At 55.4% G+C, this 16,327-nt stretch carries 13 protein-coding genes; 2 read left to right on the forward strand and 11 right to left on the reverse strand.

The annotated features are described in order from the left end of the window. Positions 1-14: 14 nt before the first annotated feature. The 10 genes from ACT3R7_RS13815 to ACT3R7_RS13860 all read right to left on the reverse strand — a co-directional run bounded on the left by ACT3R7_RS13815 (position 15) and on the right by ACT3R7_RS13860 (position 12,846). Complete coding sequence (locus tag ACT3R7_RS13815; protein ID WP_193091192.1) at positions 15-998, reverse strand: YihY/virulence factor BrkB family protein; 984 nt, start codon at positions 996-998, stop codon at positions 15-17. Next, positions 998-2,767, reverse strand: coding sequence for a proton-conducting transporter transmembrane domain-containing protein (locus ACT3R7_RS13820; protein ID WP_193091191.1), 1,770 nt, complete (start codon positions 2,765-2,767; stop codon positions 998-1,000). Before ACT3R7_RS13820 ends, ACT3R7_RS13815 begins: the two co-directional genes overlap by 1 nt. Next, the gene (locus ACT3R7_RS13825) at positions 2,764-4,269 is read right to left on the reverse strand and encodes a proton-conducting transporter transmembrane domain-containing protein (protein WP_193091190.1); all 1,506 of its coding nucleotides are present in this window, start codon (positions 4,267-4,269) and stop codon (positions 2,764-2,766) included. Before ACT3R7_RS13825 ends, ACT3R7_RS13820 begins: the two co-directional genes overlap by 4 nt. Further along, positions 4,266-5,756 carry a complex I subunit 5 family protein gene (locus tag ACT3R7_RS13830; protein WP_193091189.1) on the reverse strand — a complete coding sequence of 497 codons (1,491 nt, stop codon included), beginning with the start codon at positions 5,754-5,756 and terminating at the stop codon, positions 4,266-4,268. The genes ACT3R7_RS13825 and ACT3R7_RS13830 overlap by 4 nt, the downstream gene beginning before the upstream one ends. Next, positions 5,753-6,433, reverse strand: a complete 681-nt coding sequence (locus ACT3R7_RS13835; protein ID WP_193091188.1) for a hydrogenase subunit MbhD domain-containing protein — start codon at positions 6,431-6,433, stop codon at positions 5,753-5,755. Before ACT3R7_RS13835 ends, ACT3R7_RS13830 begins: the two co-directional genes overlap by 4 nt. A 73-nt stretch (positions 6,434-6,506) precedes the next feature. After that, positions 6,507-7,172, reverse strand: a complete 666-nt coding sequence (locus ACT3R7_RS13840; RefSeq protein ID WP_193091187.1) for an alpha/beta hydrolase — start codon at positions 7,170-7,172, stop codon at positions 6,507-6,509. A gap of 92 nt (positions 7,173-7,264) precedes the next feature. After that, positions 7,265-9,034 (reverse strand): SLC13 family permease, encoded by a 1,770-nt coding sequence (locus ACT3R7_RS13845; protein ID WP_193091186.1) that lies wholly within the window; start codon positions 9,032-9,034, stop codon positions 7,265-7,267. A 192-nt stretch (positions 9,035-9,226) separates the two neighbouring features. Then, a complete protein-coding gene (locus ACT3R7_RS13850; RefSeq protein ID WP_018916514.1) occupies positions 9,227-9,433 on the reverse strand; it encodes a cold-shock protein in 207 nt (68 codons plus the stop codon). A 208-nt stretch (positions 9,434-9,641) separates the two neighbouring features. Further along, positions 9,642-11,297 carry a GMC family oxidoreductase gene (locus ACT3R7_RS13855; RefSeq protein ID WP_441675540.1) on the reverse strand — a complete coding sequence of 552 codons (1,656 nt, stop codon included), beginning with the start codon at positions 11,295-11,297 and terminating at the stop codon, positions 9,642-9,644. 37 nt (positions 11,298-11,334) lie between these two features. Continuing rightward, entirely contained in the window at positions 11,335-12,846 is a 1,512-nt protein-coding gene (locus ACT3R7_RS13860; RefSeq protein ID WP_193091184.1) for a CoA-acylating methylmalonate-semialdehyde dehydrogenase, read from the reverse strand. A gap of 129 nt (positions 12,847-12,975) precedes the next feature. On the opposite strand from ACT3R7_RS13860, the gene ACT3R7_RS13865 reads away from it, so the two are divergent. Together ACT3R7_RS13865 and ACT3R7_RS13870 are read left to right on the forward strand one after the other, a co-directional pair. Continuing rightward, on the forward strand, positions 12,976-13,872 hold the full coding sequence (locus ACT3R7_RS13865; RefSeq protein ID WP_192536831.1) for a LysR family transcriptional regulator: 897 nt from the start codon (positions 12,976-12,978) through the stop codon (positions 13,870-13,872). A gap of 250 nt (positions 13,873-14,122) precedes the next feature. Further along, the gene (locus tag ACT3R7_RS13870; RefSeq protein WP_193091183.1) at positions 14,123-15,505 is read left to right on the forward strand and encodes an NAD-dependent succinate-semialdehyde dehydrogenase; all 1,383 of its coding nucleotides are present in this window, start codon (positions 14,123-14,125) and stop codon (positions 15,503-15,505) included. A 90-nt stretch (positions 15,506-15,595) separates the two neighbouring features. On the opposite strand, the gene ACT3R7_RS13875 is transcribed toward ACT3R7_RS13870, so the two are convergent. Continuing rightward, on the reverse strand, positions 15,596-16,315 hold the full coding sequence (locus ACT3R7_RS13875; protein WP_193091182.1) for a tellurite resistance TerB family protein: 720 nt from the start codon (positions 16,313-16,315) through the stop codon (positions 15,596-15,598). Positions 16,316-16,327: the final 12 nt, after the last annotated feature.

The following is a 16,327-nucleotide window of genomic DNA, read 5'->3' on the forward strand; positions in this document are numbered from 1 at the left end:
AGCTACTGGCGGGTTTATTCTTTATCACCGTTCCAAGGGTTTTCAACACCTAGCGTATCGGCGGCAAAGGCTTCGCGTTCACCTAATGGACGATCCTCGCCTATGGTGGTGTCCCTATAGGTCTGGCGCTCCATCTCACTGTTCACTTCTGCGCCAAGCAATACCACAAAGGCAGAAAGCCAAAACCACATCATTAACACCACCACCGCGCCCAGTGAGCCGTAAAGCTCGCTGAAGCTTGTGAAGAAGCGCACATAAAGGGAAAGCCCACCCGATCCCAGTAGCCATAATATGGTGGCCAACAGCGTGCCGTAGCTTAACCAGCTCCACTGCGCTGCTCGTCGATACGGCGCAAACCGATACAATAAGGCAATTAAAAAGCTCATGATGACCAATAACGCAGGCCAGCGCAGCCACTTAAATAGCTGATCAAAGGGAGGTTCCACGATTAATGCGTCGACCAGCACCGGTACGATAGCGATAAAGCCAAGCGATATAAGCGTCATGCCGATCAGCCCAAACGTCAGCAGTGTTAATACAACGCCACGAAGAAAGACGTTACGCCGCTCCTTTTCGCCATAAACCACATTGAGTCCCACCACGAGCACACCTACCCCTTTGGAGGCGATATACATCGCGACCAAAAGCCCCACAAGCACCGTCATCACGCTGCCTGATTCGGTACTTTCAACCACTGCCTGGGTCTGCTGGTCAATAAGGTCTGCCGCATCAGGCGGCATAAAGCGGCTTATCTCATAAAGCTGCCGACCCGCTTCAACCGGGTCGAACAGTAATCCCCACAGCGAGATCACTGCGGCAATGGTTGGAAATAGCGCTAACAGTGCGTAAAACGCAACGCCAGCGGCCAGCATGGTAAGACGGTCACGCTTGGCGGCGCGCAGCACGCGCCACACGATGTCAAACCAACCACGGCGCGTAATTTCATCTGGCTTCTCGGCATCCCGTCCCCGATGGTTCGGTGCATTCTCGTGGCTCATTATGCCCCTTCCCAGATTAGTAACAGTGCCAGTGTGATAGCGAGCGCCATCATCAAACCGCTCGTATGGTGCCGCATCCAGCCTTCCATGCCCGTTAGTTGAGTTAAGCGCCTCATTACCTGCTTTTCAATCAATAGAGTGATATCAACAGATGTCGATTTAGCATTCTTAAGCCACGCGCCGCTTAAGCGCAGCGCATTCACCACTGTGTAACCGAGCGGTGCATAAAGCCACCACAAATCACCGGCAGGTGGCGTGCCGATACGCAGGCGGCGCGTTAATAGCAAGCCAAACCCAATCATTAACACCCCAGCAGGTAGCGGCCACATCAGGCTAACCCATTCTTTCAGCGGTGGGATGGCAACGCTTGCCTCGGGAAGTGGCAGCCACACCGGGGTCATTAGCGCAGCGACCAATGTCGCAAGCCAGGCGCCCCACTGGCCCGGATGGCTACCGCCTGCGCTACGCTGCTGCCATTGGCGCCATAAGCTAACGCTTACCAGTGCTGACGTACCAATGGCTGCCCAGGTTAACAGTGTAATCAACTGCTCATGGTGCATCTCATACAGAGCGCTCTTCACGGTCCACTTGCTGATCAGGCCCGCGCCAAACGCCCCGGTAAGCGATAACGCGGGGAGTGCCAGCAATATCCACACGACCGCTAACGGCCAGCGAGGTAAGTGTTCACTAATACTGGTACCCATAAACAGCGCCCCTTTCGCCAGCGCGTGATGGGCAGCAAACAGCACAACGCCCGGTAACAGCAAAGGCCATACGTCTGGCGCTGCCAACCCCATGGCAATCATCGCGGTGAGCATGCCCATCTGGCTGATACTGGAGTAGGCAAGTATTGCTTTGGGATGACGCTGCCACACGCCATATAGCGCCGCTCCAAAAGCCGCGGCTAATCCCGCTATCAGGATTATTTCACCCAGACGGACTAGCGCTTCTGACATGGCGGGCTCCCCAAGGGGCAGTACATAAATCCAGCCGAGCAACCCTGCCTTGATCATCGCCCCGCTTAATACGGCGCTAGCCGGTGCCGGGGCAGCGGGATGCGCCAGCGGCAGCCACACATGCAGGCCGATGACACCCGCTTTAATGCCCAGCCCCAGCCACAGCAAGCCCGCCATCAGAGCGCCATGCTCGGCAGTGGCGATACCTTCACGCACGCCCTCCAACAACAGCGTTTCCGCACTGCCCGCCGCCCAAAGTAGGCCACCCAAAATCAAGTTTTCACCGATGACCGCCAGAATCAGATAGGCTTTCGCGCCCAGCTTCGCCTCAGGCGTGCCGTTATGTATTACCAGGGCGTAGGCGGCAAACGTCATCACCGCGAACCCCAGGTAAAAGCTGGCGATATCCTGAGCGATAATCAGCAAAACATTGCCCACAAACGTCAGCGGCCATAGCAGGGCCAGGCGCAGCAAGCGGCGTTCGGCGGCATGATCGCCCGTCTGAGCCTTTGCCTGCTCCTTGGCAAAGTAACCCCGGGCATGAAAGGCCGCGAAGCTCCAGAGCAGCGCCGTGAATGCCAGCCATGGGCGGCTAAGCGCGTTCAGTGACCACTGCCCGCCCAGCATCCAGGCATCGATTATCCACTGGGATTCGCCTGCGTAAGCTAGCAAGAGCGCGGGCCACGCCGCACTTAACCACCACCATGAGAAATAACGCCGCTGAACAGCGGGAGTACGATAGGCCTGCCATATCCCCAGCAGCATCACGCACAGCGGCCAGCAGAGTGCACTTACCAGCAGCAGCGTTATCATTGTAAATACTCCCCTACCGCTACCCGGGTTGCCCAGTCCAGCGGGCTAAACGGCAGCCCGGCAAGCAGCCCCGCGGCCAGACTGATCACCGCGGTAAACACCGCCGGCCAAAGCAGCCAACCATGGGTTTCCAAACGCCCCAGGCGCTGCTCGTTTGGCCAGCGGCCATGGCCATGGGCAGGCCCCACACGAAACCACAGGCGATACACAATCGGCAGAAAATAGGCCGCATTCAGCGCACTACTGGCAACAAGTACGGCAATGACCCAGTACATTTCAGCCTGAATGGCGCCAATACCCAAATACCATTTGGTGATAAACCCAGCGAAGGGGGGTAAACCAATCATGCCTAGCGCCCCCACCGTAAAGGCCAAGCTGGTAAGCGGCATGCGCTTACCAGCTCCGTCCATCTCATCAATACGGTGAATGCCCAGCTCTTCTGCATAGATGCCCGCACAGAAAAACAGCGTCACCTTCATAAGTCCCTGGTGCAACAAATGGGCAAGCGCACCGATCGTTCCAAAGGGGCCAAATAAGCTTACGCCAAGCACGATATACGACACCTGACTGATGGTAGAGAAGGCGAGCCGAGGCTTTAACTCGTGCTGAGCGATGGCCCGCACCGAGCCATAAATAATGGTAATACAGGCCGCCACGGCAAGGGCTGTGGTCACGCCCAGCTCAACGCTTAGCTCGATACCGTAAAGATCATAAATAACCCGCAAGATCCCAAAGGCGCCGGCTTTTACCACGGCTACCGCGTGCAGCAGCGCGCTGACCGGCGCAGGCGCCACCATCGCCCTGGGCAGCCAACCATGCAGCGGTACCATGGCGGCCTTCACGGCAAACCCGCCCACCAGCAGGGCGAAGATAAACGTGAGTAAAGTGCGGTGATCGCCCAGGTAGTCACCCAGGCCTCGTTCAGAGGCAAACGAATGCTCGCCCGTTACGCTATATAACAGCACCACGCCGAAAAGCAGCACGACACCGGCGGTCAAGGTATAGCGCAGATAAATCCGCCCCGCATTCAGGGCTTTATCAGTGCCCGAATGAACCACGAGCGGATAGGTGGAAAGCGTCAGCATTTCGTAGAAAATCAGAAAGGTAAACAGATTTCCCGCAAGCGCGATGCCTAACGTACTCGCCACACACAGGCTGAAGAAGCCAAAGAAGCGCTTACGATTCGCAGTGCCCTCTAGATACCCGATAGCGTAAACCGTCGTACACAGCCAAAGCAGTGACGACAGCCCGGCAAACATCACCCCCAGCGCATCAGCACGCAGGACAAAATCAATATTGCCCACTATCTGAAAACTGAAAATAGCCTCATCGCCCGCCACTACCCGCTGAATCATCAACGTGACCAGCGTGATTTTAATCACGGCGGCCAGCAAGTTAATGCTGGTACGCAGCCGCCTTGACTCTTCAGGTAGGGAGAAAATAATCACGGCGGCCAACAGGGAGGCGGCAATGGCCGTTAAAGGTAGCCAAGCGGCGTTCATAAGCTACCCCCATGGAGAAGTTCTAACGGAAAGTGAGCGAGCAGCCCCAAGACAAAGGCTGCCAATGCCAAACAAAGCGCGATGATATCCATACCCGGGGAAAGCGGCTGATAGTGGTGGCGCGGGGCAGTTTCCATAAAAGAGTAGCGGAAAAACCGAAAAACATACGCAGCCGTTAACAGCGTGCCGATTAATAGCGCGGCCACCGCCCACCACTGCTGGGATATCACCATGGCCTGCAACAGCAGCCATTTGGCCGTAAAGCCTGCGCTAGGCGGCAGCCCCATTAATGTGACCGAGGCAATGCCAAACACTAATAACGAAAGCGGCAGCTTGCGGCTACAGCCTGCCAGCCCCTTCAGCGTGGTTTCACCGGTTGCCAGAATCAAATTGCCGGCGGCCAGAAACATGGCGGCTTTGGCTAACGCATGACCCATTAACTGCAGCCAGAACCCTTCCCAGGCCAGCGCCTTGGCAAGTGGCCCAACGTTTGGGCCTAACAACAACGGAAATACCACCATCAGGTACCCAAGCTGGGCAACCGTTGATGAAGCCACCAGCGTTTTAAGCGACTCGGCGCGCCAGGCAATCAATCCGCCCCAAATAATCGCCAGCATCCCCATCCAGGCGACTAGGCGAGGCGCCCAAAAGGTATCCGGTAGCAAAATACTCCACAGCTGCAGCAACACAAACAGCGAAGCTTTAACCACCAGCCCTGCATGCAGCGCGCTTACCGGTGTCCAGGCACTGGCATGCACCGGGGAAAGCCAGGCGTGCAGCGGAAACAAGGCAGCCTTTAAGGCAAGCCCGCCACCGATCAACGCCGCTGCCACCCAGGTAACCGGGCCTGGTTCAACCACCTGCGCAAGCCCGGCTAAATCAACTTGCCCCCAGTAGCCCAGCAGCAGCGCCACCCCTAATAAATAGGCAAGCGACCCCACCAGGGTGAGCAGTAAATAGCGCATGCTGGCAAAAAGCGCTGGCGTCTTACCTGACAATAACAGCATGCCGACGGCTGCCAACCCCATCAGCTCCAATGCGAGGTAGAGCGTAATAAGGTCGGTCGCCAGCCAAACCAATGAAAGCGCGCTGACTACCACGCCCATCAGCGGCCACAGCCAGCGGGCTAGGCGTTCCGGCGGCGAAACGCTCAGCAGGCCAGGCGTATAGAGTGCCGATGCCGCGCCCAGCCATTGCGTCAAGAGTAACAGCAGTATGCTTACCCCATTAAGGCGCAGTCCAATGCTGACTCCCAGCACCTCCTCTTGCCAACGCAGCAACCCTATCTGCGTAAAGTCGATCAATAATAAAAGCCCAGACACCAGCAGTGGAGCACACGCCAGGGCCACTACCCACATGCGCTTTGGAGGCCATACCGCCGCCAAACCACCCAATACAAGCGGCAGGCACAAGGCAATGGCCAACGCCCAGTGGCTGGTTAACAGCGGCTCAAACGTGCTGTCTGTTAGACCAAATCGCCACATCATTGCTTCGACTCCTGAGGCTCGCTGGCACCCAGTAACGCCGCTGGCCCTTCGCGCAGATAGAGCGTTCGAATCAACAAGGCGCTCAGCAAGGAGCCAAGCCAAGCGACCACCAGCCCAATGGTAATAAACGCTTGGCCTTGCACGCTCGTGCCCGCCATCCCCGCCAAGAGTAAAAACACACCGGAACCCATCACATTAAACGCCAGCAGACGGCGTAATAAATGCCGATGCCAGGCAAAAGCGCCCATCGCGGTGGCAACGATCACCACACCAACGAACAGCAATGGATGCTCAAGCGGGGAATAAACCATAGCGGGGAGTACAAAGCGGATGACTGTGCCAACCATGACGCACCAGGCAAGCGCCAACAGCGTGCGAGTCATGCCCCGTGTCAGCGACTCTTTAAAGTGATCATAGCGCGGTAAAGCAGACGAGTTGGTGGAAAAGATGCCTAACGCGTAAAAAAAGCAGGGTACGGTGAGTAGCGCGCCAATGATTGCTTCTGCAATTGCTAGCCAAGGCGCGCCTAATGTCAGCCAGGCCAGCGCCATGCTCAGGGTAAACACCCCAAAGCAGCAGCAGGCACGCACCAAGTGGCGATCAAATAAACACAACAGCGCTGCTGTCAGAAGACAAAGCGCTAATAGAACTTCTATAACATCAAGGGACGCTATCACTGCCTTTGCTATCCTTGCACCGGCTTTTCGATAGGTTACTGTGCCTGCCTTTTGATCACTTGTCGACGCAGCCTTACGCTAAACGCTCACTTAGCCAGCGGCCAATATCGCCTACCTGCTGGGGGCAAAGCGCGTGAGCCATCGGGTACTGACGGTAGTTAGCTGCGTAGCCCTGCGTCTTGAGCCGCTCAAGCGCTGCACGGCCTAAACTCTCCGCCACGATCGGGTCAAAGTTGCCGTGATGCACTTCGATAGGAATGTGCTGGTTCGCCTCGCTGGCTTCAATGCTGTCCGCGGTGGCAAAGTAGGTCGACATTGCCAACAGCCCGCCTAACGGCAGCGGAAACGATAACGCCGCCTGATAGGCAACCGCTCCACCCTGAGAGAAACCCGCCACGATAATCCGCTGGCTGTCGATACCTTGATCGATCTGTTCCTGAATCAGCGCCTGAATACGTTCAGCAGAGCGTTTGAGCTGAGCTTCATCCACCCTACGGCCTAAATCCATGGCTAATATATCGTACCAGGCAGGCATAACCATCCCGCCGTTAACGGTGACCGGCAGCCGAGGCGCGTGAGGCATGATAAAACGCACGCTGGCATCCTTGGGAAGGTTAAGCGCGGGTACCAGCGGCTCGAAATCATGCCCATCAGCGCCCAAGCCATGAATAATAAACACGCAGGCATCGGCGGGCTGCCCATTTTGCGGTTCAATAATCAGTTCGCCAGGTTCGGTCATGTTACTTGTCCTTACGTATTAATTAAAAAAGCACCCTAGCGCAAACCGGCAGTGGCGGCGAGCACTTGCGCTTAAAAGGGCTATATCCGAGCTTAAAAGGGCCACACCAAGGGAATCAGGGCCAGCGCGATTGCCCCGGTAATGACGTTTAAACCACCGCCTACGCGTAGAAAATCACTGATACGATAGCCGCCGGGGCCATACACCATCAAATTGGTTTGATAGCCGATCGGGGTTAAAAAGCTGGCCGAAGCGGCAAACATAACAGCGACCACATACGGCATGGGGTTTACTCCCAGGCTCTCGGCGGCGGCCATCACCACAGGGAAGATAATCACGGCAGCGCCGTTATTGGTCACCAGCTCAGTCAATAGCGCGACCACACAGTAAGTGCCTATCAAGAGCAGCCACGGATTACCGCCCACAATATTCAAAACGCCACCGGCAATAGCGTCAGCCGCTCCCGAACTTTGCAGCGCCGCCCCTACCCCGAACGATGCAGCAATAGTTAAAAGCACCTGACTATCCAGCCCGCGCTTGGCCGCTTCTACCGAGCAGCAGCCAGTAACAAGCGCCAGTGCCGCGCCCAGCATGGCGGCATTTAGCATGCTCACCACGCCGAATGCCGCCAGCAGCACCGCACCTAATAAAATTCCCCAGGCCAGCGGCGCCTTTTCATGAACCGGCCGTGCAGAGCCGTTCAACTCACTGATCAGCAGGAAGTCTTTTGACTGTCGATGACGCTCGATAAACGGCGGGCGAGCTTCCAACAGCAGCACGTCAGCAGACTGCAAACGCACCTGCCCAAGGTTACCGGTGACCCTTTCGCCGCCTCGGCAAATCGCCAGTACGGCCGCCCCGTAAAGCGTTCTAAAGCGCCCGTCGCGAATGCGCTGACCGATAAACTGACACTGGTTGGAGACTACGGCCTCGACCAGGCGGCGTTCTTTAAACTCTTTTTCCAGGCTTGAAGCGCTATCGCGCGAGGGTATCAGGCCACGAATCTGCTGAAGCTCCACGGCGGCATCGCTGGTACCGGCAAACACCAACCGGTCGCCGCCCTTTAACTGCTCCCCGGGCCCCACGACGCTTACCACGTTGCCATCGCGCTCGATTTCAACCAGAAAAAGCTCTTGGAGATGGCGCAAGCCTGCTTCTTCGACCGTGCGATTGACCAGGACGCCCTCCCGATCGACTTCCATTTCAATGGTGAACTCACGCGGATTGGCAAAGGCATTCCCCAAGCCCTCACGGGCAGGCAGCAGGCGTGGCCCTAACAGGATCAGGTAAGTCAGCCCCACCACGGCCACGGGGATCCCCACCCAGGCAAGATCAAACAGCCCCATGGTCAAATCAGGATAGCGATCAACCAGCAGCCCATGCACGACCAAGTTGGTGCTGGTACCGAACAGCGTAATAGTGCCGCCCAGAATGGAGGCAAAGCTTAACGGCATGAGTAGCCGTTGAGGTGAGCGCCGCAGCCGACGGCTCCAGCTCATCACGGCCGGTATGTAGGTAGCGACTACGGGCGTGTTATTCAAGAAACCGCTTAACGAGGCAACCGGTAACAGGAGCCGAACCAGGGCGCCGCGCTCGCTTTTCGGCCGCCCCAGAACATAACGAATAATCAGATCGATGCCGCCCGTTTCGCGGATGCTGGCCACCAGCACATACATAAAGGCGACCGTGAACAGACCGCTATTGGAAAAGCCGCTTAACGCCTGGGCGGGATCAATCACCCCCAGCGTCATCAGTAGAATAACGGCACCCAGCAGAATAATATCCGGCCCTAACCGCGATACGCTCATTAATGGAAAAATAGTGATAACAACAGCGATCGCAATCCAAGCATCCAGCGTCATAACGCAGCATCCCTAACAAAAAAGCATGCGCTATTGTGACGCCAACCTCATATTCTAAAAAGTTATTTTTAGAAACATTTAAATATCGAAATAGAATAAAAAGTTTTTCTTTGCCACACAAAAAACCCCGCACATGGCGGGGTCTTAAGCCAACTAGCGTTAACCGCTAGCTGCAAACATCAATAGTGAAACTTAGTTCACAACTTTGATGTTAGAAGCCTGAAGGCCTTTTTTACCCTGAGTGACGTCGAAGGAAACCTTCTGGCCGTCTTGCAGAGTTTTGAAACCGTCAGCTTGAATTTCGGAGAAGTGCGCGAACAGGTCGTCGCCATTGTCGTCCGGAGAAATGAAGCCGAAACCTTTAGTGTCGTTAAACCACTTAACGGTACCAGTTGCCATGATCGAAATCCTCGATGTAGCTTAATGTAAAGCCGGGAAATACCCGAATTGCAGTGGGTAGAACAAGAAACTTTCACCAGACTCACGCTTAGGCGTTCGATACTGCTGACAACGTTCGACTTGCTAACCAACTGCGTGAAGCATGCGCTTAACTCAGCCGCACGTCAACACTATGCTGAAAAAAAAACTTTATGCAACAATTTTTATTCTAAATCTCATTTAATATCCATTTAGCCGCTTTTTCGGCGATCATCAGGGTCGGAGAATTGGTGTTTCCGCTGGTAATCGTCGGCATGACTCCCGCATCAGCAACGCGTAGTCCCTTGATTCCATGCACTCTTAATTTTGCATCTACCACAGCCAAGGGATCATCTGCACGGCCCATTTTTGTAGTGCCTACCGGATGGAAGATAGTCGTGCCAATATCGCCGGCCAGACGCGTCAGTTCGTCATCGCTTTGATACGCAGGGCCAGGCTTCACTTCCTCCGGCGCGTATTTGGCAAACGCGGGCTGTTCGGCAATCCGGCGAGTCATTCTGAGCGAATCTGCGGCTACCTTGCGGTCTTCAGGCGTACTTAAATAGTTGGGCGCAATTGCCGGGGCCTGGGAAGGGTTGCGGCTTTTTAAACGCACCGTTCCGCGGCTGGTGGGATTTAAGTTGCATACACTGGCGGTAATGGCCGGATAAGGATGCAGCGGCTGCCCGAACGCCTCAAGACTTAATGGCTGAACGTGGTACTGAATATTAGCGTACTCATACTCGTTAGAACTGCGGGTAAAAGCGCCAAGTTGTGACGGCGCCATGCTCATGGGTCCAGTACGCTTGCATAAATACTCCCAGCCAATACCTGCCTTACCCAGCAAAGTGCCTGCTACAGCATTAAGCGTTTTTGCATTGGTGACACGATACACTGAGCGGATCTGGAGATGATCTTGCAGATTCTCACCTACCCCCGGCAGGTCATGCACCACCTCAATGGCGTGCTCTTCAAGATGCGCTTTAGGCCCGATACCCGATAGCTGCAAAATATGCGGCGAGCCAATGGCACCAGCGCACAAAATTACTTCTTTGCTGGCGCGGGCGTTCAGGTTTTTACCGCGCTGGGTAACGTCTACTCCTTTACAGCGTGGGCTGCCCTGATCATTTTCAAAGCAGAGCCGATTCACCTGGGTAGAGTGCCAAAGCGTCAGGTTTTTACGTTTAAGCGCGGGGCGCAAAAACGCCTTGGCCGTGTTCCAACGCCAACCATTGCGCTGGTTTACTTCAAAGTAGGCAACGCCTTCATTATTGCCGCGGTTAAAATCCTGGGTGCGGGGTATACCAGCCTGCACGGCCGCCTCGGCAAAATCGTCCAGCACATCCCATTTCAAGCGCTGCTTTTCAACCCGCCACTCACCGCCATCGCCGTGAAAGTCGCGCTGCTCGGCATCCGCATCGCCTCCTTCATCCAGCCGGTAGTGGCTTTCATGCTGCATAAAGTCCGGCAGGCAGTTCTCCCATCGCCAGTCATCATCACCCACGAATTCTGCCCAGTGGTTGTAATCGCGCGCCTGGCCGCGCATATAAATCATGCCGTTGATACTCGAACAGCCGCCCAGGGTTTTACCGCGCGGGTAAATCAGCGAGCGGCCGTTCAAGCCCTGCTCGGGTTCGGTACGAAACAGCCAGTCGGTGCGCGGGTTATTAATGCAGTACAGATACCCCACCGGAATATGGATCCAGTGATAGTTGTCGCGCCCGCCCGCCTCGATCAGCAGCACCCGATTATTCGGGTCGGCGCTTAACCGGTTGGCCATCAGGCACCCTGCGGTGCCTGCGCCTATCACGATGTAGTCAAATGCCAAGGTTTGTTGTTGTGTCATTTGCCTTGCTCCGCATCAACTTATTACTGCTTATTTATTACTTGGCAGTTGGCATCACAAACTCAGCCCCGTTATCGATCGACTCTGACCAGCGCTGCATAATCGACTTCTGCTTGGTATAAAAACGTACGCCCTCCTCACCGTAGGCGTGGGTATCGCCGAACAATGAACGCTTCCAACCACCAAAGCCATGCCACGCCATCGGCACCGGAATAGGTACATTGATCCCCACCATGCCGACCTGAATGCGGCGCCCAAACTCTCTTGCCACGCTGCCGCTTTCGGTAAAGCAGCTAACGCCATTGCCGAATTCGTGATCGTTGATTAACTGAATGGCCGTGGCGATATCCGGCACGCGCACACATACCAATACCGGGCCAAAGATCTCTTCTTTATAGATCGTCATTTCCGGCATGACGTGATCGAAGAGCGTTCCGCCCATCCAGAAGCCGTCGGCACAGTCATCACCTGCCTGGGCGGTATCAAAGCTGCGGCCATCCACAACCAGCTCAGCGCCTTCCGCTACGCCTTTTTCGATATAGCCGGTAATACGTTGGAGGGCCTGGCGCGTTACGATCGGCCCCATTTCGGCGTCCTGCTGCATGCCATCTTTTACTTTTAGCGTTTTGGCACGCTCGGCAAGCTTGGCCACCACGCTATCGGCCACGTCGCCAACCAGTACCGCCACGCTAATCGCCATGCAGCGTTCGCCCGCCGAGCCGTAGGCAGCGCCGATTAATGCATCCACCGCTTTATCGAGATGCGCATCGGGCATGACGACCATATGGTTTTTCGCCCCGCCCAGCGCCTGTACCCGCTTGCCGTGTTTGGCACCCCGCTCATAAATCAGGTTGGCAATTGGTGTAGAGCCGACAAACGAGAGCGCTTTTACCTCGGGGTGATCGATTAAGGCTTCGACAGCTTCTTTCCCCCCCTGCACCACATTAAACACGCCATCGGGTAAACCGGCCTGCTTTAGAAGATCTGCCAGCATTAATGAAGCGCTAGGGTCGAGCGGGCTGGGCTTGAGAATAAAGGTGTTACCCGTGGCGATGGCGATTGGGAACATCCACATCGGCACCATCACCGGGAAGTTAAACGGCGTGATACCCGCCACAACGCCAAGCGGTTGGCGGACAGTCCAGTTATCGATACCGGTACTCACCTGCTCGGTGTAGTCACCTTTAAGCAGTTGGGGGATGCCGCAGGCAAACTCGACAATATCGATTCCACGCGCCACCTCGCCCTGAGCATCGGTAAATACCTTGCCATGCTCCTGGGTAATCGCCTCGGCCAAGGCATCTTTATGGGTATTCAATAATTCCAGAAACTTGAATAACACCCGGGCCCGGCGAATGGGAGGCGTATCGGCCCACACAGGAAACGCTGCACTGGCTGCTTTTACGGCCGCATCCACATCGCTTGACGACGCTAGGGTAACGCGGCCGGTTACTTGGCCGGTGGCCGGATTGAACACATCCTGAGCATCGCCTGCGCTCCCGTCGCTGACTTGGCCATTAATAAAGTGCTGAATTGCTGTTGTTGTCATCACGGCTACCTTTATAAGCAGAGCAAATTAGATCTCCCCAGACTAGCGTGATTGCTTCTGCAAGCAATTGAGTAAATTTAAATTGGGATATAAGCTCTGCTAATAACAAAATAATAACGAGGAGGCGATATGCACGAATATGCGACGCTACGGGCATTTGTGACTGTGGCCCGGCTAGGCAGCGTCTCACGCGCGGCGGAACAGTTGCACCTTACCCAGCCGGCTATCAGTCTAAAGTTGAAGCAGCTTCAGCTAAATCTGGGGCTTACGTTGTTTGAACGCCGCTCACAGGGCTTAGCGTTAACCTCCGATGGCCATGCCCTCCTCCCCTCTGCCGAGAAAGCCCTGGCCAGCGCCTATGCTTTTGAGCAAACGGCCAATACCCTGCACAGCACACCAAGAGGCAAGCTCAAGATAGGTACAATTGTCGACCCGGAATTTATTCGCCTGGGCGCTTTTTTGCGCCGCTTAATGACACAGGCACCGCAGCTTGAAACCGAGCTTCATCACGGAATGAGCGGCAGTACGTTAAGACGTGTTGAGCAAGGTGATCTGGATGTAGGGTTTTATCTGGCGCCGCCCGGCCTGGGTACCAACCATGAAGCGCTTGCTTGGCGCGAGTTGACTCATTTTCACTATTATGTTGTTGCCCCAATGGGCTGGGATGCCCAGTTGGCCGATACACGTTGGGAAGCCTTGGCCCGGTTGCCCTGGATCGTCACGCCCGAGGACTCGGCCCATCACCGCCTTTTACACCACGCGCTTGCCAGCAGTGACGCCACGCCCAACCGCGTTGCCAAAGTCGATCAAGAAGCCTGCATGCTCGATTTAGTCCGCGCGGGCGTTGGCTTGAGCCTGGCACGCGACGCTCTGGCCATGACCGAGCGTCAGGAAAGCGGCCTTGTCGTTGCCAATGATATTCGCCTGCCTTGCGCACTTAGCCTGATCTGGCGTAAAGACCGCGCAGAAGAACCAACCATTGATGCAGCTCTACGTACGCTGGGCGAAGTATGGCCCTCTCTTTAAGTACTGGCTTTAAAAAGCGGGGCTGGGCCATTAGCGATAAATACGTCACGCAACAATTGATATAGAGCTTGCTAGCTTTTTATTAGCGCTTTCCGAACTCTTTAAAAATGTTACTGCCCCACTATTACGCATAAAGGCTGATTGTCTACTAAGGTAGATAGCCACCTTGATTAGACCAGTCGGTTTTAACCGATATGGACATTGAAGCGTTGATCTAACGATACGCGTTGATCTAAAGATAGGAGATCTTATGAGCAACAGCATCACGACCATTAACCCGACTACCGGTGAATCGCTAAATACCTATACGCTGATGGATTCCAGCCAGGCGAAGCAGGTTGTCGAAGCAAGCCATCAGGCATTTCTTGAATGGCGTTTAAAATCTCTTGAGCAGCGCGCCAAGGTCGTTAAAGCGATCGGCGAAGCGTTAAACGCCCATAAAGATGAACTGGCCGATCTAATGGTCAAAGAAATGGGCAAACCACCTGAGCAAGCCCGCCAGGAAGTTGACCTCTGTGCTGGAATCTGCGACTACACGGCAGAGAACGGCCCGACGAAACTGGCCGATGAAGAGCGCAAGCCCGGCAATGGCGAGCGCGGTTTTATTACCTACTCGCCGATGGGCGTTATTTACGGCATCCAGCCGTGGAACTTCCCGGCGTATCAAGTCGTACGCTACTCAATCGCCAATATCATGGCGGGCAACAGCGTACTGCTAAAACATGCTGAAAACGTGACCGGCAGCGGCCTGTTGCTTGAAAAGATTTACCGCGAGGCGGGCCTGCCTGAAAACGTCTTCCGCACGCTGGTCATATCCCACGATACGTCTGATGAAGTGATCGCTCACAAAGCCGTACGCGGTGTGACGCTCACGGGCAGCGACGGCGCAGGCCGTAAAGTGGCGGCCAAGGCAGCTGAGTATTTGAAAAAGACCGTGCTGGAGCTGGGCTCTAACGACGCCTTTTTGGTACTCGATGACGCCGATCTTGAGGTCGCGGTTAATACCTGCGTTCAGGGCCGGATATTCAACGGCGGCCAAACCTGTGTGGCGGCCAAGCGCTTTGTGGTCACAGATGCCAATTACGAAGCCTTTAAAGAGCGCTTCGTAGAGAAAATGAAATCGTTAAAAGTGGGTGATCCGAACGCTAGCGATACCGATCTTGGCCCGATGGCGCGCGTGGATTTGCGCGATGCGCTGCACGAACAGGTGGAGCAGAGTGTCAGCAAAGGCGCCAAAATACTCTGCGGCGGCGAAAAGCCAACCGGTAAAGGTGCTTTCTATCCGGTGACCGTGCTGGATAACGTCACCCCAGGCCAGCCCGCCTACGATGACGAACTGTTTGGCCCGGTGGCAGCACTGATTCGTGCCAAGGACGATGAAGACGCCATGCGCATCGCCAACGACAGCCGTTACGGCCTGGGCGGCGGAATCATCTCCAAAGATACCAAGCGTGCCACGGAGCTTGCCAGCAAGTACTTCGATACCGGTATGGTGTTTATCAATGGCTTTGGTGTTGCCACCCCGGAAATGCCGTTTGGCGGGGTCAAGGACTCAGGCTATGGGCGCGAACACGGCGGCTTTGGTATGCACGAATTCGTCAATGCGAAATCCGTTATTGTCGTTCAGGAATAATCGGTAACGCCGTTTAGGCGATTGCCACCGGTAAAAATGAAGCGCCGCCAGCACCCTGGCGGCGCTTTTAATGTGAAAATGAAAATGCTATCAGCCCGCCTGCTGAGCCTGATGCTCAAGCTCTTGGGTGACCTCTGGAGTAAGCTTTAACGCCTGTGCCAGCTGATCCAACCAGGCGCGCTCCATGGGGTTCTGGTCATCAGTTACCGCAACACTCATTAAATACATTTCCCGGGCGGCCTGGGGCGAGTCGGCTTCACGGGCAAGCGCTTCAGCATCCAGTGGAGCCTTTAGCTGTCTTTCGACCCAGTTATGCATCTCCTGATCGGCCCCTAGCGCATCAATCTGCTCAGTAATCAGCACCTGTTCCTGCTCATCAATATGCCCGTCAGCGCGGGCCGCCATTATCATGGCCTGCAATAGCTCAAGGCTACGGCGCTCTTGAATCTCGCCGCTTAATACATCAACGCGCTCGCCTTCTGCTTCACTGCTGGTGGCTGGCTGGTTTTTAGCCGCCTGTGAATTCTGCCAGGCCTTCCAGGCCAACATGCCAACACCTGCAATAGCACCATACTTGAGCGCTTTACCGCCCATGCTACGGCCACGTTTGGAGCCGACCAGCATGCCCATGGCGCCACCGCCCAAAAGGCTCTTAACATCAAAACCACTAGAGGAGCTACCACCCTGGCTGCTGCCACCTAACTGTTTAGAAAGCCCACCGAGGATGCCTTTAACATCGACACCACTGCCGCTTTTCTGACTACCGCCAGCTTGCTGCATAAGCTGCTGAAGAATTTTACTTGCGTTCATCCCTGTACTCCT

Source organism: Halomonas sp. AOP43-A1-21 (genome assembly GCF_052376775.1).
Lineage (GTDB): Bacteria > Pseudomonadota > Gammaproteobacteria > Pseudomonadales > Halomonadaceae > Vreelandella > Vreelandella colorata.